The 21646-nt window shown below is 65.4% G+C and carries 19 protein-coding genes and 2 tRNA genes; 10 read left to right on the top strand and 11 right to left on the bottom strand.

Going from position 1 to position 21646, the window contains the following annotated elements:
• Positions 1-18: 18 nt before the first annotated feature.
• The 4 genes from C662_RS13405 to C662_RS13420 form a co-directional block, all read right to left on the bottom strand.
• Positions 19-984, bottom strand: a complete 966-nt coding sequence (locus C662_RS13405) for a beta-ketoacyl-ACP synthase III (protein ID WP_002930047.1) — start codon at positions 982-984, stop codon at positions 19-21.
• Complete coding sequence (gene plsX, locus C662_RS13410) at positions 981-1997, bottom strand: phosphate acyltransferase PlsX (RefSeq protein WP_002930049.1); 1017 nt, start codon at positions 1995-1997, stop codon at positions 981-983. Before plsX ends, C662_RS13405 begins: the two co-directional genes overlap by 4 nt.
• A 101-nt stretch (positions 1998-2098) precedes the next feature.
• Positions 2099-2278, bottom strand: a complete 180-nt coding sequence (rpmF, locus tag C662_RS13415; RefSeq protein ID WP_002930052.1) for a 50S ribosomal protein L32 — start codon at positions 2276-2278, stop codon at positions 2099-2101.
• Between the two features lie 30 nt (positions 2279-2308).
• Positions 2309-2833, bottom strand: a complete 525-nt coding sequence (locus C662_RS13420) for a YceD family protein (RefSeq protein ID WP_002930054.1) — start codon at positions 2831-2833, stop codon at positions 2309-2311.
• Positions 2834-2879: 46 nt separating this feature from the next.
• Here C662_RS13420 and C662_RS13425 point away from each other — a divergent pair, with 46 nt between their 5' ends.
• Together C662_RS13425 and C662_RS13430 are read left to right on the top strand one after the other, a co-directional pair.
• Positions 2880-3455 (top strand): Maf family nucleotide pyrophosphatase, encoded by a 576-nt coding sequence (locus C662_RS13425; RefSeq protein WP_002930056.1) that lies wholly within the window; start codon positions 2880-2882, stop codon positions 3453-3455.
• The gene (locus C662_RS13430) at positions 3452-4192 is read left to right on the top strand and encodes an SAM-dependent methyltransferase (protein WP_002930057.1); all 741 of its coding nucleotides are present in this window, start codon (positions 3452-3454) and stop codon (positions 4190-4192) included. The genes C662_RS13425 and C662_RS13430 overlap by 4 nt, the downstream gene beginning before the upstream one ends.
• Before the next feature lie 31 nt (positions 4193-4223).
• Here the strand turns inward: C662_RS13430 and C662_RS13435 are convergent, their stop codons facing one another.
• Together C662_RS13435 and C662_RS13440 are read right to left on the bottom strand one after the other, a co-directional pair.
• Complete coding sequence (locus tag C662_RS13435; RefSeq protein ID WP_002930065.1) at positions 4224-4880, bottom strand: HAD-IA family hydrolase; 657 nt, start codon at positions 4878-4880, stop codon at positions 4224-4226.
• Positions 4873-5832 carry an RluA family pseudouridine synthase gene (locus C662_RS13440; RefSeq protein ID WP_002930070.1) on the bottom strand — a complete coding sequence of 320 codons (960 nt, stop codon included), beginning with the start codon at positions 5830-5832 and terminating at the stop codon, positions 4873-4875. The genes C662_RS13435 and C662_RS13440 overlap by 8 nt, the downstream gene beginning before the upstream one ends.
• A gap of 446 nt (positions 5833-6278) precedes the next feature.
• Between C662_RS13440 and C662_RS13450 the strand changes: the two genes are divergently transcribed.
• On the top strand, positions 6279-9341 hold the full coding sequence (locus C662_RS13450) for an Rne/Rng family ribonuclease (RefSeq protein WP_002930072.1): 3063 nt from the start codon (positions 6279-6281) through the stop codon (positions 9339-9341).
• 82 nt (positions 9342-9423) lie between these two features.
• Here C662_RS13450 and C662_RS13455 read toward each other — a convergent pair whose 3' ends face one another.
• Both C662_RS13455 and uvrB read right to left on the bottom strand, forming a co-directional pair.
• Positions 9424-9897: a low molecular weight protein-tyrosine-phosphatase gene (locus C662_RS13455; protein ID WP_002930073.1), complete on the bottom strand. Its 474-nt coding sequence runs from the start codon at positions 9895-9897 to the stop codon at positions 9424-9426.
• Positions 9898-9924: 27 nt separating this feature from the next.
• Complete coding sequence (uvrB, locus tag C662_RS13460; protein ID WP_002930074.1) at positions 9925-12012, bottom strand: excinuclease ABC subunit UvrB; 2088 nt, start codon at positions 12010-12012, stop codon at positions 9925-9927.
• 150 nt (positions 12013-12162) lie between these two features.
• Here uvrB and C662_RS13465 point away from each other — a divergent pair, with 150 nt between their 5' ends.
• The 3 genes from C662_RS13465 to C662_RS13475 all read left to right on the top strand — a co-directional run bounded on the left by C662_RS13465 (position 12163) and on the right by C662_RS13475 (position 13676).
• Positions 12163-13371, top strand: coding sequence for an amino acid aminotransferase (locus C662_RS13465; RefSeq protein WP_002930075.1), 1209 nt, complete (start codon positions 12163-12165; stop codon positions 13369-13371).
• 89 nt (positions 13372-13460) lie between these two features.
• A tRNA-Asn gene (locus C662_RS13470) sits at positions 13461-13536 on the top strand.
• A gap of 64 nt (positions 13537-13600) precedes the next feature.
• Positions 13601-13676: transfer RNA gene (locus tag C662_RS13475), tRNA-Asn, on the top strand.
• Between the two features lie 186 nt (positions 13677-13862).
• Here the strand turns inward: C662_RS13475 and C662_RS13480 are convergent.
• Positions 13863-16292 carry a Lon protease family protein gene (locus C662_RS13480; protein WP_002930076.1) on the bottom strand — a complete coding sequence of 810 codons (2430 nt, stop codon included), beginning with the start codon at positions 16290-16292 and terminating at the stop codon, positions 13863-13865.
• Positions 16293-16473: 181 nt separating this feature from the next.
• On the opposite strand from C662_RS13480, the gene moaA reads away from it, so the two are divergent.
• Complete coding sequence (gene moaA, locus C662_RS13485; RefSeq protein ID WP_002930077.1) at positions 16474-17565, top strand: GTP 3',8-cyclase MoaA; 1092 nt, start codon at positions 16474-16476, stop codon at positions 17563-17565.
• Positions 17566-17593: 28 nt separating this feature from the next.
• Here moaA and C662_RS13490 read toward each other — a convergent pair whose 3' ends face one another.
• Together C662_RS13490 and C662_RS13495 are read right to left on the bottom strand one after the other, a co-directional pair.
• Positions 17594-18205 carry a YceI family protein gene (locus tag C662_RS13490; RefSeq protein ID WP_002930079.1) on the bottom strand — a complete coding sequence of 204 codons (612 nt, stop codon included), beginning with the start codon at positions 18203-18205 and terminating at the stop codon, positions 17594-17596.
• The gene (locus C662_RS13495; RefSeq protein WP_002930080.1) at positions 18202-18927 is read right to left on the bottom strand and encodes a CDP-alcohol phosphatidyltransferase family protein; all 726 of its coding nucleotides are present in this window, start codon (positions 18925-18927) and stop codon (positions 18202-18204) included. The genes C662_RS13490 and C662_RS13495 overlap by 4 nt, the downstream gene beginning before the upstream one ends.
• Before the next feature lie 188 nt (positions 18928-19115).
• Between C662_RS13495 and C662_RS13500 the strand changes: the two genes are divergently transcribed.
• The 3 genes from C662_RS13500 to C662_RS13510 are packed head-to-tail and all read left to right on the top strand — an operon-like array spanning position 19116 to position 21632.
• A complete protein-coding gene (locus tag C662_RS13500) occupies positions 19116-20102 on the top strand; it encodes a zinc-dependent alcohol dehydrogenase (RefSeq protein WP_002930082.1) in 987 nt (328 codons plus the stop codon).
• A gap of 17 nt (positions 20103-20119) precedes the next feature.
• On the top strand, positions 20120-20518 hold the full coding sequence (locus C662_RS13505; RefSeq protein ID WP_002930096.1) for a 6-pyruvoyl trahydropterin synthase family protein: 399 nt from the start codon (positions 20120-20122) through the stop codon (positions 20516-20518).
• A gap of 34 nt (positions 20519-20552) precedes the next feature.
• On the top strand, positions 20553-21632 hold the full coding sequence (locus tag C662_RS13510) for a glycosyltransferase family 4 protein (protein ID WP_037984642.1): 1080 nt from the start codon (positions 20553-20555) through the stop codon (positions 21630-21632).
• Positions 21633-21646: the final 14 nt, after the last annotated feature.

Genomic DNA, 21646 nt, shown 5'->3' on the forward strand with positions numbered 1-21646 from the left:
GTGAAAGCAGGAAGCGATTCAGAAATCGACCAGGGCTGCGCCCCAGGTGAAACCACCACCGACCCCCTCGAGGATGAGTCGATGCCCGGGGCGGATCTGCCCCGAGCGCACAGCCTCATCGAGCGCGAGCGGAATGGAGGCGGCCGATGTATTGCCATGGTGATCGAGGGTGGTCACCACCTTGTCCATCGGCAGGCCGAGGCGTTTGGCCGTAGCCTGGATGATGCGGATATTGGCTTGATGCGGGATCAACCAATCGACGCTCTGTGCGGACTCCCCGGCGCGCTCGAGCACCTCGTGCGCGACATCGCCAAGCACCTTCACGGCAAACTTGAACACGGCCTGCCCGTCCATGCGCAGAAAAGGATCGCCGATCACTTGACCGGAGGCCACACCACCGGGCACACAGAGAATGGGATGATGACTGCCGTCGGCATGCAGGGCAGACATGCGAATGCCGGGACTCGTCGACGCTTCGAGCACGACCGCACCGGCGCCATCACCGAACAACACACAGGTTGACCGATCGGACCAGTCAAGAATGCGGGAGAAGACCTCGGCACCGATGACTAGCGCACGCGTATGACTACCGGAACGAATGAACTTCTCGGCCACGCTCAACGCGTACACGAAACCGCTGCACACCGCCTGCACGTCAAACGCAGCGCCGCCGTTGCGGATACCGAGCTTGGACTGCACCAGAGCGGCGGTACTCGGGAAGATGAAATCAGGCGTGGATGTGGCGACGATGATCAGGTCAATGTCGTCGGCTTCGCAGCCCGCAGCATCGAGTGCTCGCTCGGCGGCGAGCTTGGCGAGATCGCTTGCCCCCACGTCGGCGGCGGCGAGGTGTCGGCTATGGATGCCCGAGCGACTCACGATCCAGTCATTGGAGGTATCGATTCCACGCGCGACCAGATCGTCATTGGTGACCGGATCGCCCGGCAAGTAACTGCCCGTTCCCGCGATGCGTGCGTAAATCATGCGTTTACCTCGTTCATGCTCGCCATGCGCTCCGTGATGCGCTCGATCAGCCGGTTCGATGCCGCCTCGGCAGCTCGCCCCAACGCATTCTCGAAGGCAACCGCATCGGCCGAGCCATGGCTCTTCAGGACGACACCGCGCAACCCAAGCAAGGGCGCACCGTTGTAGAGACGGTGATCGACACGCTGCTTGAAGCGCTTCAAGACGGGAAGCGCCACAACTGCCATCAGCTTGGTCAGCAGCGAGCGCTTGAACTCCTGCTTCAGGAAAGCGCCGATCATCTGCGCGAGGCCTTCAGAGGTCTTGAGCGCGACATTTCCAACAAAGCCATCGCACACGACGACGTCCACCGTACCTTCGTAGATATCGTTGCCTTCGACATTGCCCTGGAAGTTCAAGCCGCTGTTGCGCAGCAGCTCGCCCGCTTCCTTGACGACGTCATTGCCCTTGATCACCTCTTCGCCAATGTTGAGCAAGCCCACGGTCGGGCGCTCCTTGTGCTCGATCGCTGCTACGAGCATCGCCCCCATGACGCCAAACTGAAGCAGATGCTCCGCCGTGCAGTCAACATTGGCGCCGAGGTCGAGCACATACGTGTGACCATGCATTGACGGCAGGACGGTCGCGATCGCAGGCCGATCGATACCCGGCAAAGTCTTGAGGACGAAGCGCGAGATCGCCATCAGCGCACCGGTATTGCCGGCGGAAACCGCGGCGTTCGCTTCACCCGCCTTGACGAGATCCATGACAACGCGCATCGAAGAATCCTTCTTCGTGCGCATCGCGATCGCCGGCGGATCGTCCATCGCCACCACCTCGGTGGCATGTCGTACCCTGATTCGTTCGCCGAACTCGCTTGCAGTGCTGACGAGCAGGGGCCGGATCGCCTCCTCGAGCCCCACCAGGATGACCTTCGCGTCCCGGTGACGGCGCAGGAAGGCAAGTGCGGCAGGCACGGTCACGACCGGACCATGATCGCCACCCATGCAGTCGATCGCAATGGTGACACCCATCGGCATCTCGCGTGCTATTTATTGTTTGAAGACTGGAGTCGGAAAAAAGGCGGCGCAGGCGCCAAGCGCCATGCGCCGCCCTCGATACCTGGGGCTTGAACTTACTCGCCCTTGACCTTGACGACCTTCTTGCCGCGGTAGAAACCGTTGGGGCTGATGTGGTGACGCAGATGGACTTCACCCGAGGTCGGCTCGACGGCGAGCGCCGGACCGGTGAGGAAATCGTGTGCGCGATGCATGCCACGCTTGGAGGGGGACTTCTTGTTCTGTTGAACGGCCATGAGTAATGCTCCTAAAGCTAAATATCGCGCCTATTCCGCGCTGGGACTGCCTCGCAGCGACGCCAGCGCAGCGAAAGGCGATTCTTTGTTCGAGCCAGCCATGTTTCGGGGCGACTCGCAGTTTTCATGCCGTGGCGCAATCGGCAAGGCCAGCAGGATCTCATCCTCTACCAATGCCAGGACATCGAGCTCTGCAGCGACCTCGATCGCATCCACTTCGTCGTCTTCCAGCTCCCCCTCGGGAATCGCCTGCCCCGGCCGTACGGGCTGAAGGACATTATCGACCTTCAAGCCCCACGACAGCCCACCGAGGCAACGCTGGCAGCTGAGGGAAAGCTCCCCCTCGACGACCAACCGCAGCCTGGGCTCGAGCCCCACGGCCCCTTGAGCCATGGAGCCCTCCAGCCGCCATGCGAGCGCGCCCTCGAGCGACGCAAGCACGTCCGACAGGCGCAACAGGTCCGCGACAGCGACCTCGCCCACCAAGGAGCGGCCGTCTGCAGCAAACCTGAAGGGATCCGGAATCGTCCGGGAAGGGATGCCTTGTTGCGACATAAGCCGTGCATGATATTATTTTTTCGACGCTTCTGTAAAGACCACCATGACGCTCGTCCTCGCCTCCACATCGGCCTATCGCCGCACGCTCCTCGAACGCCTTCACATTCCGTTCGAGACCGACCGTCCGGAAACGGACGAGACGCCACTCGAGGGCGAAGCGCCGCCCGCCACTGCAGAGCGCCTTGCAGCTGCAAAGGCGCGTGCCGTGGCCGCGCGCTGGCCGGACGCACTCATCATCGGCAGCGACCAAGTCGCTTACATGGGCGACGAGGTGTTCGGCAAGCCGGGCACGGAGGCGCGCGCAATCGCACAACTTCAGCGCATGCGCGGTCGCATCGTCACCTTTCACACCGCCCTCGCGCTCCTCAATACGCGCACCGGTACGCTGCAGGTCGAAGGCGTCCCGACCCAAGTCCGCTTTCGCGATTTGAGCGACGCTGAAATCGAGCGCTATGTCGCCAGGGAGCGCCCACTGGACTGCGCCGGCAGCGCCAAATCCGAGGGACTGGGCATCACCCTGCTCGATGCCATGCCGGGCGACGATCCCACCGCACTGATTGGGCTGCCGCTCATCGCACTGTCCCGCATGCTTCGTGCCGAAGGCCTCCAACTGCCGTGAATGCCCCCACTCCAGACACCCGACACGGCACCCTTTACCTGGTCCCGGTAAGCCTTGGCGAAGCAACCCCATGGACCGACTTCCTGCCCCAACAGGCGCAGCGGATCACCGCCGGGCTACGTCACTTCGTCGTCGAAACGGCTCGCACCGCACGAGCGCACCTGAAGCAGCTCGACTACCCGCACCCGCTGCGGGACACCGACGTTCGCGAACTGCCGACCGAGCCGCAGACCACCAACGCAACCCTAGATGCGCTGCTCGCCCCCGCACTCGCCGGCAAGGATGTCGGCCTGATGTCCGACGCCGGCTGTCCGGCAGTCGCCGACCCCGGAGCCAGATTGGTCGCGCGCGCACATGCACTTGGCATTCAGGTAGTACCATTGATTGGCCCCTCATCGATCCTGCTCGGACTCATGGGCTCGGGACTCAATGGACAGAGTTTCTGCTTCCATGGCTACCTGCCGGTCGGCGAGCAGGAGCGCGACAGCGCGCTACGCACCCTCGAAGACGAATCCCGCCGCTGCGGGCGCACGCAGATCTTCATCGAAACCCCCTACCGCAATGAGCGCATCTTTGATGCTCTGCTCAAGCTGCTCAAGCCAGACACCCGCCTGTGCATCGGCTGCGACCTCGGCACGCCAGAAGCCTGGCTGCTCACCCACAGCATCCGGGACTGGCGCAAGGCCGCGCGCCCGGCAATCGCCCGCCGGCCTGCGATCTACCTTCTACTCGGCTGAATGACGGGGCGCCAGCCTCACGCCCCAAGCCTCAAGTCTCACGAAGCAACCAATCGACCAACTCGCGAGGGGAATCAAGGCACGACAGCGGCGTCTCGGCCTGCAGTGCCGCGCGCGGATGCGCACCGAAACTCACGGCGAGCGCCGCCGTGCCAGCATTCCTCGCCATCTGCAGATCATGCGTGGTATCGCCCACCATCAGGGTCCGCTCGGGCAGTACACCGAGCTCACTCATGATCTCCTCGAGCATGGCAGGATGCGGCTTGGAGAAACACTCGTCCGCACAGCGGGTGCTATGGAAATACGCCCCCAGCCCGGTCCGCCCAAGGACGCGGTCCAGACCCAAGCGGCTCTTGCCGGTCGCCACTCCGAGCAGGTGTCCGCGCTCAGAAAGCGCCCCCAGAACGTCGCCAACCCCGTCGAAAAGCACCAGTTCATGGTCCCGCGACAGGTAATGGTGACGGTAACGCTCGACCATGCGCGCATAGTCTTCCGGCGCCAACTCCGGCACGGCATGCTGTAGCGCATCGACCAACCCGAGCCCGATCACGTAGCGCGCCCGTTCCTCCGCCGGCTCAGGCAGACCGAGGTCACGCGCAGCGGCCTGCATTGCGCGCACGATCGCCCCGGCAGAGTCCATCAGGGTTCCGTCCCAGTCAAAGACAATGAGATCGAAGCGCTCAGCCATGCCCCCTCTCCTGAATGTCGAGATACGTCAGAAACGCCTGTAGCTCTGCAGGCAGCGCCGCCTCGAAGGACAGCACCTCGCCCGTAAGCGGATGCGCGAAGCTCAGCATTGCCGCATGCAGGAACATGCGCTTCAACCCTTCGGCCTCGAGACGCTTGTTGAGAGCGAAATCGCCGTATTTGTCGTCTCCACACAGCGGGAAACCGAGATGAGCAAGATGAACGCGGATCTGATGCGTCCGCCCGGTCTTGAGCTCGACCTCGAGCAGACTGTAATCACGCCAGCGTCGCACCAGACGCATGACGCTGTGCGCCGGCTTGCCGTCCTCGCTGACGCGCACCCTGCGCTCACCCTCGGCGGTGAGGTACTTGTGCAATGGAGCCTTCACATGTTGCAACGCGTTAGCCCAGCGCCCGGGCACCAGCGTCAGGTAACGCTTCTCCACCCTACCCTCGCGCATCATGTCGTGCAGTGCGGTAAGTGCAGAGCGCTTCTTCGCAACGATGAGCAGCCCCGAGGTCTCGCGATCCAGCCTGTGCGCCAGTTCGAGCATGCGCAACTCCGGACGCTGCACGCGTAGCTGCTCGATCACGCCGTAGCTCACCCCGCTGCCGCCATGTACCGCCTTGCCCGACGGCTTGTCGATCACCAGCAGCGCATCGTCCTCGTAGACGACCGGAAGCGGCTTGCCGGCAGGCGCCGGTGCGCTGCGCTCGGCCTGAGCGATGCGCAGCGGCGGAATGCGCACCTCGTCACCCTCGGCCAGGCGGTAGGTCTGCTGCACCCGGCGGCCATTGACCCTGACCTCACCGCTGCGCAGGATCCGATAGACGTGGCTCTTTGGCACGCCCTTCGCTATCCGCATCAGGTAGTTATCGATCCGCTGGCCAGCCGCCGCATCGTCGATGCGTTCGTGCCGGACTGCGATCGCTTTGCCATCAATCATCGTCATGAAATATACTTCTGCACGGTTAACCCGGTCGCTGCCACCCAAGTGCGGCGCGTCGACGTCAAAAGCAGGTCGAAACATCTGCACCGGCGATGCGCGCAGACTGCTGGCAATGAGCCCTGAAGAGCGCTCCCGGCTTGACCGTTGCAAGCCATCCAAGGCCCAAAAGGCGCCGATGGTAACGCAACAGACCCACTTCGACATACCCATCCAGCCCACGGGTTGGATTTTGACGTGCAAGACGCACACGCAGGATCAAATGATCCGCCCGCCTGGCCTCGACGGCCTGGCGGGCGGGGTCAAGAGAATATCGACCAGCCGACCCATCACAGCCCTGAACACACACCGGATGAAAGCAGCAGTCCTCAAGAATCGCTCCTGATCCCGGAAAGCGCGATGGTGCGCGCCGTTCGTCCTGCCCGTGTGAATTGCGCGGGAGAACGATCCCAATGAAACGCATGCTTTTCAATGCGACGCAGGCCGAAGAACTGCGCGTCGCGATCGTAGACGGTCAGAAACTGATCGACCTCGATATCGAATCGGCCGCAAAAGAAGAACGCAAGAGCAACATCTACAAGGCGGTGATCACCCGCATCGAGCCTAGCCTCGAGGCGGCCTTCGTAGACTATGGCGCCGAGCGCCATGGCTTCTTGCCCTTCAAGGAAATCTCGCGCGCCTACTTCCAGCCCGGCGTGGACGCGAGCAAGGCCACCATCCGTGAAGCCCTGCGCGAAGGCCAGGAACTCATCGTCCAGGTCGAAAAGGACGAGCGCGGCAACAAGGGTGCGGCGCTGACCACCTACATCTCGCTGGCCGGCCGCTATCTGGTGCTCATGCCCAACAACCCGCGCGGCGGCGGCGTGTCGCGTCGCGTCGAGGGCGACGAGCGTGCCGAACTGCGCGAGAACATGGACCAGCTGGAAGTGCCCGGCGGCATGAGCCTGATCGCTCGCACCGCAGCCATCGGCCGTAGTGCCGAAGAGCTGCAGTGGGACCTCAACTATCTGCTGCAACTGTGGCGCGCCATCGAGGGTGCGGCCCAGGGCCAGGCCGGCGCTTTCCTGATCTATCAGGAAGGCAGCCTCGTCATCCGCGCCATCCGCGACTACTTCCAGCCCGACATCGGCGAGATCCTGATCGACACCGACGACATCTACGAACAGGCCACGCAGTTCATGGCCCATGTGATGCCGGGCAATGTCGCCCGCGTGAAGCGCTACAGCGACGACGTGCCGCTGTTCTCGCGCTTCCAGATCGAACATCAGATCGAGTCGGCCTACTCTCGCCAGGTCAATCTGCCCTCGGGCGGCGCAGTGGTCATCGACCACACCGAAGCCCTGGTATCGATCGACGTCAACTCCGGCCGCGCCACCAAGGGCTCGGACATCGAGGAAACCGCCTTCCGTACCAACTGCGAGGCCGCCGACGAGATCGCCCGCCAGCTGCGCCTGCGCGACCTGGGCGGCCTCATCGTCATCGACTTCATCGACATGGAGTCGGCGAAGAACCAGCGCGAGGTCGAAAACCGCCTGCGTGACGCCCTGCGCCACGACCGCGCGCGCGTGCAGACCGGCAAGATCAGCCGCTTCGGCCTGCTCGAACTGTCGCGCCAGCGCCTGCGTCCGGCACTGGCCGAGACCAGCTACATCACCTGCCCGCGCTGCAACGGCACTGGCCACATCCGCAGCACCGAATCGTCGGCGCTGCACATCGTCCGCATCCTCGAAGAGGAAGCGATGAAGGAAAACACCGGCGCGGTGCACCTGCAGGTGCCCGTCGACGTGGCCACCTTCCTTCTCAACGAGAAGCGCGTGGATATCGCCCGCATCGAGATGCGCCACAAGGTGCAGCTCATCATCGTGCCGAACCGCCACCTCGAAACGCCGGCGCACGAGATCATCCGCCTGCGTCACGACCAGCTCAACGCCGAGGACATCGCCTTGGCGAGCTACCAGATGGTGCAGAAGCCCAGCGAGGACGACGAGCGCCTGCCCTCGAAGGCAAACGACCGCCCGGCACGTCCCGAAGCGGCCGTGAAGGGTATCGCTCCTGCGCAGCCGGCGCCGGTGGCACCGGTTGCCGCCGAGGCCCCCACAGCCCCGGCCGCCGTCGAGAGCAAGGGCCTCATCGCCCGCATCCTCGGCTGGTTTACCGGCAGCAAGCCGGCACCGGCCGCCGAGCCCGTGGCTGCAGCCGAAACACCTGCGAAGCGCGAGCCGCGCCCGCGCGGCGAGCGCAGCAACGGCGGTGACGGCCGTCGTAACAACGGCAGTCGCGGCCGTCGTAGCGAGCGTGACGGCGAAAGCCAGAACGGCCGCAACAGCCGCAGCGAACGCAGCGAAAGCGACAAGCCGCAGCGCAGCACGGCGCCCGCGGAGAAGTCCGAGCGTAGCGACACTGGCCGTGGCCGCGGACGTGGGCGCGGCCAACGGACGGAGGACGCAGCCGAACGTACTGATAAGGCTGTAGAACAGCGCACGGGCGCACCCGACGACGACAAACTGAAGCTCGCGGCTGGCCTTGCCGCTGCAGTGGTGAGCGAAGAGCGCGTACAGGTTGCCGAAGCAGCCGGAACGGTGGTCGCAGACACGCCTGCCGGCGAGGACGGCGCCCCCAGCGAGAAGCGTCGCCGCCGTGGCCGCGGTCGCGGCCGCCGCTCGGGCGAAGGCCAAGCCGCCGACCTCCAGGGCGGAGTCGAAACCAGCGAAGCCGGCGAGTCCAGCGCAGACGCTGCTCAGCTCGCTTCCGGCACCACCGACGAACCTGCAACCGCTACGCCTGCAGCCGTGGTGGAGACCGTCGAGAGCGTGGCAAGCGAGACCACCGAAGCGCAGGCCATGACGCCCGTCAGCGCTGCAGCCGAGTCGGCTGCATCCGCTGCGGATGCGACTCCGGCCGAACTCCCGGTTGCCGTTTCCGAACCGGAGACCATCGAGCCGCAGGCTCAGGATCGCTTCGCGGAAAACGCAGCAGCCCCCTTGCCTGTCAGGGTAACGATGCAGGCCGAAGCAGAGGCTGAAGTCGCAGCCGCCGAACCAGCCGCGCCGGCCACCGAGACGGCCCCTGAGGCTGCAGTTCAGGCCGAACCGCAGGCTGCAGCTCAGGCCGGCTCCGCAGCAAGGACTGAGATCGACCCTGATGTACCGACCTTGGTGGTGAGCGAGCAGGCCGAGGCTGTTGCGACCAACGAGCCGCATCGGGCGGAAGCGCCTGCGGCAGCCGTCGAGGGGCAGCCAGAGTCAGTCGCATCCGCTGTCGAAGCCGCTGAGCCGGAAGTCGTGCAAACTACCACGGCTCAAGCGCAAGCCCCTGCAACGCCGGCGGAAACGGCCCCGATCACGCTACCTGCAGCCACGGCTGAAGGCGGCCTGATCAAGATCGAAACCGATCCAGCCAAGCGCGCCCAGTTCGGCACCGGCGCTGTGGAAGCCCCGGTTCGCCTGGGCCGCAAGCCTCGTGCAGCCGCATTCGTCGCACAGGAGCCGCTGCAGCAGGTGGAAACGCGCAAGTAAGCGCACGCGCACCCGCCCGAGCAAAGCGGGCTTGAGCGACAAGGCCATCCCACGGGATGGCCTTGTCGTTTCCGACGACTGCTCAGGCCCTGGCCACGACGGCCTCGAGCAGCCCCCTCACGCCGTGTTCGCACATGTCGAGCACGACATCGAAGCCACGCGGCCCACCGTAGTACGGATCAGGCACCTCATCATCGAGCCGTTCGGGACCTGCGTAAGGCATGAACAACCCGAGCCGCGGACGATACACCTCGGGACACTGACGCTGCATGATCTCGAGGTGGCCACGGTCCATCGCCAGCAGCAGGTCGAACTCCTGGAAATCGCGCGCCTCGAGCTTGCGCGCGCGCAGCGCGGACAAGTCGTAGCCGCGCAGCTTCGCTGCCTTCTGAGTGCGCGGATCGGGCGCCTCGCCGGCGTGATAGCCATGGGTCCCAGCCGAATCGACCTCGACGAGCTCGCTCAAGCCGGCGGTCTCGATGAAATGGCGCGCCACGCCCTCGGCTGTCGGCGAACGACAGATATTGCCGGTGCACACGAACAGGATCCTGGTCATGTCATCCCCTCCTCTCATTTTTGTTATTCAAACACTGCCATGCTGGTCGGCACCGAACGCTCGCTGGCGAAGCTTGAACAGCTCGTCACGCGCCGCCGCCGCCTTCTCGAACTCCAGATTGCGGGCATGCTCCTGCATCTCCTTCTCCAGGCGCTTGATCGCCCGCGCCAGCGCCTTCTCGTCCATCACCGCATAGTCTGCGTCCTTTTCCGCCACGCGCGCGGCATCGCGCTTTGCGCCATCCGAATCATAGACCCCATCGATGATGTCCTTGATACGCTTGCTCACCGACTTGGGCACAATGCCGTTGGCCTCGTTGAAGGCGATCTGCTTCTGGCGACGGCGCTCGGTCTCACCGATGGCCGCCTTCATCGAATCGGTCATGCGATCGGCATAGAGAATGGCCGTACCATGGAGATGGCGCGCCGCGCGGCCAATGGTCTGGATCAGCGAGCGCTCCGAGCGCAGGAATCCCTCCTTGTCCGCATCGAGGATCGTCACCAGCGACACCTCCGGGATGTCCAGACCCTCGCGCAGCAGGTTGATGCCCACCAGTACGTCGAACTCTCCCAGGCGCAGGTCACGGATGATCTCCACCCGCTCCACGGTGTCGATGTCCGAGTGCAGGTAACGCACACGGATCGCGTTGTCGGCGAGGTAGTCAGTCAGATCCTCGGCCATGCGCTTGGTGAGCACGGTGACCAATACACGCTCATTCACCGCCAGGCGCTTCTTGATTTCGCCGAGCAGGTCGTCCACCTGTGTCATCGCCGGACGCACCTCAACCACCGGATCGACCAGCCCGGTCGGGCGCACCACCTGTTCCACAACCTGCCCCTGGTGCTCGGCCTCGTACTTCGCCGGCGTTGCAGAGACAAAGACGGTCTGCGGCATCAGGCGCTCGAACTCGTCGAACTTGAGCGGGCGGTTGTCCAGCGCCGAGGGCAGGCGAAAGCCGTAGCCGACCAGGTTTTCCTTGCGCGAGCGGTCGCCCTTGTACATGCCGCCCACCTGGCCGATGGCAACGTGCGACTCGTCGATGAAGAGCAGAGCGTCCTGCGGCAGGTAGTCGATCAGGGTGGGCGGCGGCTCGCCGGGGCCTCGGCCGGAGAGGTGGCGCGAATAGTTCTCGATGCCCTTGCAGAAGCCCATCTCGTTCAACATCTCGAGATCGAAGCGGGTGCGCTGCTCGATGCGCTGCGCCTCCACCAGCTTGCCCTCGCGCTGAAAGGTCTCGATACGCTCGCGCAATTCATCCTTGATCGCCTCGATCGCCTGCAGCACGGTGGCGCGTGGCGTCACATAGTGGCTCGACGGATACACCGTGAAGCGCGCCAGCTTGTGCTTGAGGTGCCCGGTAAGCGGGTCGAACAGGGTCAGGTGCTCGATCTCGTCGTCGAACATCTCGATACGCACCGCCAGTTCGGCGTTCTCTGCCGGGAACACATCAATGACGTCGCCGCGCACGCGGAAGGTGCCGCGGCGGAAGTCGATGTCGGCGCGGGTGTATTGCATCGCCACCAGGCGCTGGATGAGGTCGCGGTGCGCCATGCGCTCACCCTCGCGCAGATGCAGGATCATGGCGTGGTAGTCGACCGGGTCGCCAATGCCGTAAATGCATGACACGGTAGCGACGATGACCACGTCGCGCCGCTCCATCAGGCTCTTCGTCGCCGACAGGCGCATCTGCTCGATGTGCTCGTTGATCGACGAATCCTTCTCGATGAAGAGGTCGCGCGAAGGCACATAGGCCTCCGGCTGATAGTAATCGTAGTAGCTCACGAAGTACTCGACCGCGTTCTCCGGCAGGAACTCCTTGAACTCGGCGTACAACTGCGCCGCCAGCGTCTTGTTGGGCGCCAGCACCAGCGCCGGGCGCCCCATGCGGGCAATGACGTTGGCCATGGTGTAGGTCTTGCCCGAGCCGGTGACGCCCAGCAAGGTCTGGTACATGAGGCCGTCTTCCACCCCTTCGCACAACAGGCGGATCGCCTCGGGCTGGTCACCCGCGGGCGGAAAAGGCTGATGCAGGCGGAAGGGGCTGCCCTCGAAACCGATCACCTTGCCGCCTTGCTGCGGCGCATCGTTTCCGGCGCTATTGCCTTGACTCGTCATGCTAAAATCCCGCTCCATTCCGGTGCATCGCCACCCGGCGAGACCGGACTAAAACACCGATTATTTCCCAAATCGCGTGACAAGGCACGGCCCGGCGCCGTTCCCGCCACGCGCACCCACCGCTGCCCTACTGGAACGACTGGAGTCCTCATGTCCGCTTCGATCTTCGCCGCCGTCGAGATGGCGCCCCGTGACCCGATCCTTGGCCTGAACGAGGCCTTCGCCGCCGACACCCGCGCCGAGAAGGTCAACCTCGGCGTTGGCGTGTACTACGACGACAACGGCAAGATCCCGCTGCTCGCCGCCGTGCGCGCTGCCGAGAAGGCCCGCCTCGAAGCCATGCCGCCGCGCGGCTATCAGCCGATCGAAGGCCCTGCCGCCTACAACAACGCGGTGCAAGGCCTGCTGTTCGGCAAGGACTCGCAGCTCGCCACCAGCGGCCAGACGGTCACCATCGAAGCCCTGGGCGGCACCGGTGCCCTCAAGGTCGGTGCCGACTACCTCAAGCGTCTGGTGCCCGGCGCCACCGTCTATATCTCCGACCCAAGCTGGGAGAACCACCGCGCACTGTTCGAATCCGCCGGCTTCCCGGTCGAGAACTACCCTTACTACGACGCTGCCTCCCGTGGCGTGAACTTCGCCGCCATGAAGGCCAAGCTCGACAGCCTGCAGCCCGGCTCGGTCATCGTGCTGCACGCCTGCTGCCACAACCCGACCGGCGCCGACCTGTCGGACGCGCAGTGGGACGAAGTCGTGGCCGTATGTCGTGAGCGCGGCCTGATTCCCTTCCTCGACATGGCCTACCAGGGCTTCGCCGAAGGCATCGACGCCGACGCCGTAGCCGTGCGCGCCCTGTCGTCCAGCGGCCTGCAGTTCTTCGTTTCGAGCTCGTTCTCGAAGAGCTTCTCGCTCTACGGCGAGCGCGTCGGCGCGCTCTCCATCGTCACCGCCAGCAAGGAAGAAGCGGGCCGCGTGCTGTCGCAGGTCAAGCGCGTGATCCGCACCAACTACTCCAACCCGCCGATCCATGGTGGCGCCATCGTTGCCGCGGTGCTGTCCTCGCCCGAGCTGCGCCAGATGTGGGAAGACGAGCTCGGCGGCATGCGCGAGCGCATCCGCGCGATGCGCACCGGCCTCGTCGATCAACTCAAGGCCGAAGGCGTGGCGCAGGACTTCTCGTTCGTGATCAAGCAGCGCGGCATGTTCTCGTACACTGGCCTGACTGCAGCCCAGGTCGAGACGCTCAAGGCCGACTTCGGTATCTACGCCGTATCGACCGGCCGCATCTGCCTGGCCGCGCTCAACTCGAAGAACATCGGCTACGTCGCCAAGGCGATCGCACAGGTGGTCAAGGGCTGAGCCCAATCGCACCAAGGCGACGGAGCAGCAAAAAAACGCTTCTTCGCCTTGACGAAGGCGCGCCCTATGCCTAAAATGCGCGCCTCTGTTCCCCGATAGCTCAGTCGGTAGAGCGCCGGACTGTTAATCCGTAGGTCCCTGGTTCGAGCCCAGGTCGGGGAGCCAAGTTTAAGGACTTGGTGTTTCTCCAAGGAACAGCAGGTCGCAGCAGTAGGCTGCAAAAGGTAATTCCCCGATAGCTCAGTCGGTAGAGCGCCGGACTGTTAATCCGTAGGTCCCTGGTTCGAGCCCAGGTCGGGGAGCCAGCATCAAGCAAAAAAGCCAATCCTTCGGGATTGGCTTTTTTGTTGGCTTTTCCAACCCCGAAGGTCAGTGACTTCGAGGCAACAACACCGACCAGCTGAACGCCTGGGCCTCGGGGCCTGGGTGGGCCGAATACAGCTCACGGGACTCGCGACGAGCCCAAGTCGGGGGGCGAGCCCCCCTTCTAATCACACCCCGTGTCGCCGCCGATGCTGGCGCGAACCTGCGGAACCCTCGCCGTCTGCATAAGCATGGCGGGCCGCAGTCATTTCGGCCAGTACCGTCGCAACCTTGTGGTTGAGGGTACCCTTGGGAATCACGCCCTTTGCGTCCGGCTCGCCCGCCTCGACACCGGTCAGTACGGTCATCGCCTCGTCCACCGTCGATACGGCGTGGATGTGGAACCGGCCTGCGGCGGCGGCCTGCACGACGTCCTCGCGCAACATCAGGTGGCGTACGCTGGCCGCGGGGATCACCACCCCGTGCGAGCCATCCAGGCCGCGGGCGCTGCACAGGTCGAAAAAGCCCTCGATCTTCTCGTTGACGCCACCAATTACCTGCACCTCACCAAACTGGTTCACCGAGCCAGTGATCGCGAAGCGTTGCTGGATCGGAATCTGCGTCAGCGCCGACAATAGCGCGCACAACTCGGCAAGCGAGGCAGAGTCGCCCTCGACCGGCGCGTAGGACTGCTCGAATACCAGGCTCGCCGACAGCGACAAGGGCTGGTGACGGGCGTAACGTGCGGCAAGAAAGGCGGACAGGATGAGCACCCCCTTGGAGTGGATGGCACCGCCGAGTTCGGTCTCACGTTCAATATCGACCACGTCGCCCTCGCCCATACGCACCGTGGCAGTGATGCGCACCGGATGGCCGAAGCGTTCGCCGGCGAGTTCGACAACGACCAATCCGTTGATCTGGCCGGCACGCTCGCCATCGGTGGAAATCAGCGTCGTACCGTCGAGGATGGATTCGCGCACCCGGGTCGGATAACGGCTGCAGCGACGCACGCGCGCCGCCAGTGCATCCTCCACCTCGACGCGCGTGCTCGTGTCTCGCCGCTTGAGCCGGGCATGGTGGTCGGCCTCGCGCATCAGATCCGACAGCGAACGGGTGTTCAGCGACAGGCGACCGGAATCTTCGGCGAGGCGAGAGGCCTCCTCGACAAGGCGGGCGACACCGCTGCTGTCGAAGGGCAGCAGGCCGGCGCTGCGTACGAGCAGCGCGATCAGGCGCGCATACTCGCGCTCGTTCTCCGGCGTACGCGGGAGGTCGTCGTTGAAATCGGCTGCGACCTTGAACAGGTCGGCAAACTCGGGATCGTGCTCCATGAGCAGGTAATACACGTCACGATCGCCGATCAGCACGACCTTGAGTGCGCTCGGCACTGCCTGCGGTTCCAAGGTCAGCGCACCACTCCAGCCTTGCGCCTCGGCAGGCGGCTCGATGCGGATCTCGCCCGCACGCAGGCAGCGCTTGAGCCCCTCCCATGCGAATGGCTGCGACAACAGGCGCTCGGCGTCGAGAACCAGGTAACCGCCATTCGCGCGGTGCAGCGCCCCGGCACGGATCAGGTTGAAGTGGCTGACCTGGTTGCCCTGCTGCACCACATGCTCGATCCGGCCGATCAGGTTGCCATAGCCAGGATTGTTCTCGAACACCACCGGCGCCCCTTGCGAGGCCGAATGATCGACCAGCAGCTTGACCTGGTAGCGGTGGTAACGCGTGTTCTCCTCCGGCTCGGAAACATCGTCCTCATCCTCTTCGAGCATGGTGCCCTTGATCGCGCTGTCGAGCACATCGTGCTGCACGGCGTCGACGAAGGCCAGCACCTCGGGCAAGTCGGCATGCGCCTCGCGCACCTCACGCAGCAGGTGGGACACGGCAGGCCCCAAGACCTCGTGCTCGGCGCGCTCGATCGACTCGCGCACCGCCTTGCGCCAGCCCGGGAAGTCGTTGAGCAGGTCCTCGAGCTTCTCGCTCCAGGCCGTCACGCGCGCTTCGATCTGGTCACGCTCGGCCTCGGGCAAGGCCTCGAAGGCTTCTGGCGACATCACCTCGCCGTCGCGGATCGGTGCGAAGACAAAGCCTTCCGGGGTCTGCAGCAACGATATCTGCTCCGCGGCACAGGCCTGCCCCAGCTCGCGCAGAGCCCCCTCCTCGCGTGCCTTGTGCGCGTTCTGCAGGGCCTCGACACGCTCGCTGTGCGCATCGCTGTCCAGCGCTGCAGCAAGCGCCGGGCCGAGATCGCGAATGAAGGTCTGCATGTGCGCCCGCAGCGCTGCGCCCCGCCCGGCGGGCAGGGTGAGCAGGCGTGGCTTGAGCGATTCGTCGAAGTTGTGCAGATAGCACAGGTCGGGCGGTACCGGCTCGCTCGCCGCACGTTCGCGCAGCAGGCGAAAGGTGGTTGCATGCTTGCCACTGCCCGCCTCGCCGAGCACGAACACGTGGTATCCGGTGTGTCCCATCGCCAGCCCGAAGCGAATCGCCTCCACGGCGCGCTCCTGGCCAAGGTCGCCGGCATGGTCGGCGAGCGCCTCGGTGGTATCGAAACCAAGTGAATCGGGGGTGCAGTGCTTACGCAGTGCCGTTGCCGGCAGTGGCACGAGGTCGGCCATGTTCGAGTATTCTCCAGATGCCGCAAGTCGCGTCGGCGCGCCATGATACACCCTGGCTCTGCCGGCTCATTGAGCGCGGCCCGCTGCCCGTGGAGGTCGCATGTGGCACCAGCCCTCCCAACCCGCCTTGCACCCCCGCGCCAGCGTGCCGATAATCCAGTCACACCACTGCGCAACGACCATGAAAGTCATCCCGATCCAGCACGCAGCGGCGGCGCCCTCGCCTGCCGACCCTGCAAACAGGCCCGCTCCCGGTCTTGCCCTGTTCGACCGGCGCGGGCGCAATGTGCGTGATCTGCGCATCTCGGTCACCGATCGCTGCAACTTCCGCTGCGTGTACTGCATGCCGCGCGAGGTGTTCGGTGATGACTACCCCTTTCTGCCACGGGCAGACTTGCTGTCGTTCGAGGAGATCGTTCGCGTGGCGCAGCTGTTCGTTGCCCGTGGCGTGCGCAAGATCCGCATCACCGGTGGCGAACCGCTGCTGCGCAAGGACATTGACCGTCTGATCGGCATGCTGGCCAGGCTCGACGGCGTCGAGATCACACTGACTACCAACGGCGTGCTGCTGCCCAAGCTGGCGCAAAGGCTCAGGAACGCGGGTCTGCACAGGGTCACGGTCAGCCTTGATGCACTGGACGACACGCTGTTCCGGCGCATGAACGACGCCGACTACCCGGTAGAGAAGGTTCTCGAAGGCATCGAGGCTGCACGAACGGCCGGTCTCGGGCCGATCAAGGTCAACATGGTGGTCAAGCGCGGCACCAACGACAGCGACATCGAGGCAATGGCGACCCACTTCCGCCACAGTGGGCACATCCTGCGCTTCATCGAGTTCATGGACGTCGGCGCATCGAACGGCTGGAAGATGGACGAAGTGCTGCCCTCGCGGGACGTGATCGCGCGCATCGACCGCGTCCATCCGCTCGAGCCGATCGACCCCAACTACGAGGGCGAAGTTGCCGAGCGCTGGCGCTACAAGGATGGAGCGGGCGAGATCGGCGTGATTTCCTCGGTCACCCAGGCCTTCTGCTCCACCTGTACGCGCATCCGCCTGTCGACCGAGGGCAAGCTCTACACCTGTCTGTTCGCCCAGGCAGGGCATGACCTGCGCGCCCTGTTGCGCAGCGCGGACGAGGCGGCAAGCGTCGACGCCCGCCTCGATGCCGCGATCGCCCAGGTGTGGCAGCAGCGCGACGACCGCTACTCGGAGATTCGCACGGCCGAGACCGCGACCCAGCGCAAGATCGAGATGTCCTACATAGGCGGCTGAGACGCCCCCGTCCGCCGCCCAAGCCCGCTCACTCGCGGATCGCCTCCAGTTCGAACAGCAGTTCGACCTCGTCGCCGACCATGCCGCGCTCGATGCCGTAGGTCATGCCCCACTGGCTGCGCAGCAGCGTGGTCCGCGCCGAGATGCCCAACGTATGCTTGCGGTGGCCGAACGGATACACCGCCGCCTTGTTCAGCGCCACCTCGAGGGTCACCGGGTGGGTCTGGCCGAGCAGGGTCAGCTTGCCGCTGAGCTTGCCGGTGTTGTCGGCGTTGGGCTCGAACGTGGTCGCCTCGAAGACGATCTCGGGGAAGCGCTTGGCGTCGAGGAAATCGCTTTCGCGAACATGGCGATCGCGTGCGCCGTGGTTGCTGAACACGCTATCGGCGCTCACCACGACACGCCCCGAACTCAGCGCACGGGTTTGCTCGTCGTAGACGAAGTTGCCACTGGCTTTCTGAAACAGGCCTATCACCTTGGCGTAGCCGATGTGATCGACCTTGAAGGCGATCGCAAAGTGGTCGGGGTCGATACGGTAACTGTGCGACTGCGCCCATGCAGGGCTCGCTAACGCCGCGGCGAGCAGCGTCGCGGCGCCGATCAGGGCGTTGCGGGCACAGCGGATCGGTTCGGTCTTCATCCTTCTCTCCTCCGGTTGTCAGCGGTCCCGCCCCGGACTGCGCGGTGCAGCCAGTGCACATCGACCGCGAAGGACCACGCCAGCAACGCCAGCGCGGGCAACAGCAAGGCCGTCGCCAACGAGGCGTCGACCAGCGGCAGCAGGCATAGCAGCAGGCTCGCGACCTGCACGACGCACACCCGCTTGCGCCTGTCGCTGTCGGGCAAGGGAGCGCCCAACCACGGCCAGCGCAGCATGGCGGCGACGAAGCCGTAACGCATCAGTCCGATCGCAAGCACCCAGGACCCGGCCTTGCCCATCTGCAACAGGTGCGCACAAAGGACGAGGATCAGCAGGGCATCGAGTTCCATGTCGAAGCGTGCCCCGTACGCACTGGCGCAGCGCCAGCGTCGTGCCACCCAGCCGTCGACGCCATCCAGCACCAGCGCCAGCAAACTGATGGCGGCCAGCAGCCACGCCCATTGTGCCCCCCAGGCAGGCGCGACCAGCGCCCCGACCAGCATGCACACCAGCACTGCGCGCACGAGCGTGACCTGATTGGCGGGCCCCAGACTGCGCTGGGGGTCCCCCCAGAAGTGGGCGAGCAGCAGGACGATGACTGCGAGCGCCACCGTCGCACCCACCAGCGCTTGCACCGGCATGGCAGCGAAGACGCAAGCCACGATGCCTCCGCCCAGCAACATCAGCAGTGCGAGCCCCAACTCCTGCCAGAGCCTTGGCATGCACCCCCTCCCGCTCGACACCTCGCCGAGGCCACCACGCTGCACGCTTCACCTCCCACTTGTCGCCACGACTGACCGCTCCCGACACCGTCGCCCGCTGGCCCGCGAGGACCTGCGGGCCGCCTGCTAACATACCGCTTTCGATCACCAGATTCCGCATCGGGTTCGCCCGCGCGACCAATTAACGCATGCCCGTTCCCAACCTCGCGTTCTGGAGCCTGCCACCGGATCGGGGCGAGCTTCGCCCCGCGCCACTGCCGCCGCTCGCCGACGGCGAAGTTCTGGTGCGCGCGCTGTACAGCGCGATCAGCCGCGGCACCGAAAGCCTGGTGTTCCGTGGCGAGGTTCCGCGCTCGGAATACCAGCGCATGCGTGCGCCTTTCCAGGAGGGCGAGTTTCCCGGGCCAGTCAAGTACGGGTACATCAGTGTCGGCATCGTCGAGGACGGCATCGGCTCCCAGGCCGCCGCGCTCCGGGGGCAGACCGTTTTCTGCCTGCACCCCCATCAGCAGCGCTACATCGTCCCTGCCAGCGCCGTGCTGGCGCTTCCCCCCGGAGTGCCACCCGCGCGTGCGGTACTTGCCGCAAACATGGAGACGGCGATCAACGCCTGTTGGGACGGCAGCCCAGCCGTCGGCGACCGTATCGCGGTGATCGGCGCCGGCGTGGTCGGCACCTTGATCGCCTGGCTGTGTGCACGCATCCCCGGCACCGAGGTAGAACTGATCGATGTCGACGCCGAGCGTGCGGCGCTCGCCACGGCGCTCGGCCTCGTCCATCGCGCACCCGGGGCGGCGCGCCCGGAATGCGACCTTGTCTTTCACGCCAGCGGCAATCCAGCCGGCCTCGCGCAAGCGCTCGAACTCGCCGGCCAGGAAGCCAGCATCATCGAGGTGAGCTGGTACGGCCAGCGCACCGCCACGCTCGCCCTCGGCGCCGCCTTTCATTCGCGCCGGCTCGTCCTGCGCGCCAGCCAGGTCGGCCATATCACTGCGCCGCGCGCGCCGCGCTGGGACTACCGCCGCCGCCTGGAACTCGCGCTCGCGCTGCTCGTCGACGATCGGCTCGATGCACTGATCAGCGGCGAACACCCTTTCGCAGCCCTGCCCGCACTCATGGCACGCCTGGCGCACACGCCGGCTGGCGCCCTGTGCGAGCGCATCCGCTATGACTGACCAACCGGAGCACCTGCATGTACAGCCTCAGCGTCCGCGATCACATCATGATCGCCCACAGTTTCCAGGGCGAGGTTTTCGGCCCCGCCCAGCGCGTCCACGGTGCCACCTATGTCGTTGATGCATGCTTTCAGCGCCCCGAGCTCGACGCCGATGGCCTGGTGGTCGACATCGGTCTCGCCAGCGATACGCTCAAGGCGGTGCTCGCCGAACTCAATTACCGCAATCTCGACGATGAGCCGGCCTTCAGCGGCCGCAACACCACCACCGAGTTCATGGCACGGGTGATCTTCGAGCGCATGGCCGCAGCCGTCCGCAGCGGCCGCCTTGGCGAGGGCGCGCGCGGGCTCGAGCGCCTGAAGGTCACCCTGCACGAGTCGCACATCGCCTGGGCAGCCTATGAGGGCGCGCTTTGAACCAGACGCCAGCCTTGACATGGGACCGATCTCCATGAGCCGCCGCGTCGATCTCGTCGTCCCGGGCGACCCCGCCCAGCTCACCGGCGGCTACCTGTACGACGCAAACATCGCCGCCTCGCTGCGCGCACAGGGCTGGACGGTCACCGTGCACGGCCTGCCCGGGCGCTTCCCCGACGCCGATGCCCAAGCGCGCGAAGCCTTAGATGCCACATTGTCGGCGCTGCCTGCGGGCCGCCAGGTGGTCATCGACGGACTTGCTCTGGGTGGGCTACCTGAGCTTGCGCATGCCCACGCCGGTCGCCTGGACCTCATCGCCCTCATCCACCACCCGCTGGCCGACGAAGGCGGACTATGCACCACGCTGCAACGCTGCCTTCTGGCCTCGGAGCGCGCAGCCCTGGCCGCAGCCCGTACCGTCATCACTACCAGCCGCCACACCGCACGGCGGCTTGCGCATTTCGGCGTGCGACCCAATCGCCTGCAGGTGGTCGAGCCGGGGGTACGCGCCTTGCCCCTCGCTGTGGCTGACGCCGACATACCCAAGCTCCTGTGCGTAGCCAGCCTGACCCCGCGCAAGGGCCACGGGCTGCTGGTGGCGGCACTCGCGCGTGTCGCCGACCTCGACTGGCAGTGCGACTGCATCGGCAGCCTCGCACGCGACCCCGTGCATGCGGGCACGATCGCCGCTCAGATCGCCGCTGCCGGCCTCGACGGGCGCGTCCGGCTAAGCGGCGAATGTACGGATGATGCGCTCTGCGCAGCCTACGCCGCAGCCGACCTTTTCGTGTTGCCCTCGCGTTACGAGGGCTACGGCATGGTCATCACCGAGGCAGTCGCCGCCGGACTGCCGGTACTGACCACTTCGGGTGGTGCTCTGGGCGAAACCCTGCCGCATGGAGCCGGGCTGGCGCTGCCGGTCGATGACGTCGATGCCTTCGCCAGCGCGCTGCGTGACTTGCTGAGCAACCGCGAGCACAGGCTGCAACTTCGCGATGGCGCCCGCCGCGCCCGTTCCAGCCTGCGCGACTGGACGCGTGCAGGCTTCGAATTCGCCACCGCACTCGACCGCCACGCAGCTACGAACCACCTAGCGCAAGGACGCCATGCATAGCGACCAAGCCAAAG

This window comes from Thauera sp. 28, from assembly GCF_000310145.2.
Taxonomy (GTDB): domain Bacteria; phylum Pseudomonadota; class Gammaproteobacteria; order Burkholderiales; family Rhodocyclaceae; genus Thauera; species Thauera mechernichensis.

Excerpts from the sequence above, each read along its gene's own strand:
- C662_RS13405 (WP_002930047.1), bottom strand. The coding sequence starts at position 984 with ATGATTTACGCACGCATCGCGGGAACGGGCAGTTACTTGCCGGGCGAT.
- plsX (WP_002930049.1), bottom strand. The coding sequence starts at position 1,997 with ATGGGTGTCACCATTGCGATCGACTGCATGGGTGGCGATCATGGTCCG.
- rpmF (WP_002930052.1), bottom strand. The coding sequence starts at position 2,278 with ATGGCCGTTCAACAGAACAAGAAGTCCCCCTCCAAGCGTGGCATGCAT.
- C662_RS13420 (WP_002930054.1), bottom strand. The coding sequence starts at position 2,833 with ATGTCGCAACAAGGCATCCCTTCCCGGACGATTCCGGATCCCTTCAGG.
- C662_RS13425 (WP_002930056.1), top strand. The coding sequence starts at position 2,880 with ATGACGCTCGTCCTCGCCTCCACATCGGCCTATCGCCGCACGCTCCTC.
- C662_RS13435 (WP_002930065.1), bottom strand. The coding sequence starts at position 4,880 with ATGGCTGAGCGCTTCGATCTCATTGTCTTTGACTGGGACGGAACCCTG.
- C662_RS13440 (WP_002930070.1), bottom strand. The coding sequence starts at position 5,832 with ATGACGATGATTGATGGCAAAGCGATCGCAGTCCGGCACGAACGCATC.
- C662_RS13450 (WP_002930072.1), top strand. The coding sequence starts at position 6,279 with ATGAAACGCATGCTTTTCAATGCGACGCAGGCCGAAGAACTGCGCGTC.
- C662_RS13455 (WP_002930073.1), bottom strand. The coding sequence starts at position 9,897 with ATGACCAGGATCCTGTTCGTGTGCACCGGCAATATCTGTCGTTCGCCG.
- uvrB (WP_002930074.1), bottom strand. The coding sequence starts at position 12,012 with ATGACGAGTCAAGGCAATAGCGCCGGAAACGATGCGCCGCAGCAAGGC.
- C662_RS13465 (WP_002930075.1), top strand. The coding sequence starts at position 12,163 with ATGTCCGCTTCGATCTTCGCCGCCGTCGAGATGGCGCCCCGTGACCCG.
- C662_RS13480 (WP_002930076.1), bottom strand. The coding sequence starts at position 16,292 with ATGGCCGACCTCGTGCCACTGCCGGCAACGGCACTGCGTAAGCACTGC.
- moaA (WP_002930077.1), top strand. The coding sequence starts at position 16,474 with ATGAAAGTCATCCCGATCCAGCACGCAGCGGCGGCGCCCTCGCCTGCC.
- C662_RS13490 (WP_002930079.1), bottom strand. The coding sequence starts at position 18,205 with ATGAAGACCGAACCGATCCGCTGTGCCCGCAACGCCCTGATCGGCGCC.
- C662_RS13495 (WP_002930080.1), bottom strand. The coding sequence starts at position 18,927 with ATGCCAAGGCTCTGGCAGGAGTTGGGGCTCGCACTGCTGATGTTGCTG.
- C662_RS13500 (WP_002930082.1), top strand. The coding sequence starts at position 19,116 with ATGCCCGTTCCCAACCTCGCGTTCTGGAGCCTGCCACCGGATCGGGGC.
- C662_RS13505 (WP_002930096.1), top strand. The coding sequence starts at position 20,120 with ATGTACAGCCTCAGCGTCCGCGATCACATCATGATCGCCCACAGTTTC.
- C662_RS13510 (WP_037984642.1), top strand. The coding sequence starts at position 20,553 with ATGAGCCGCCGCGTCGATCTCGTCGTCCCGGGCGACCCCGCCCAGCTC.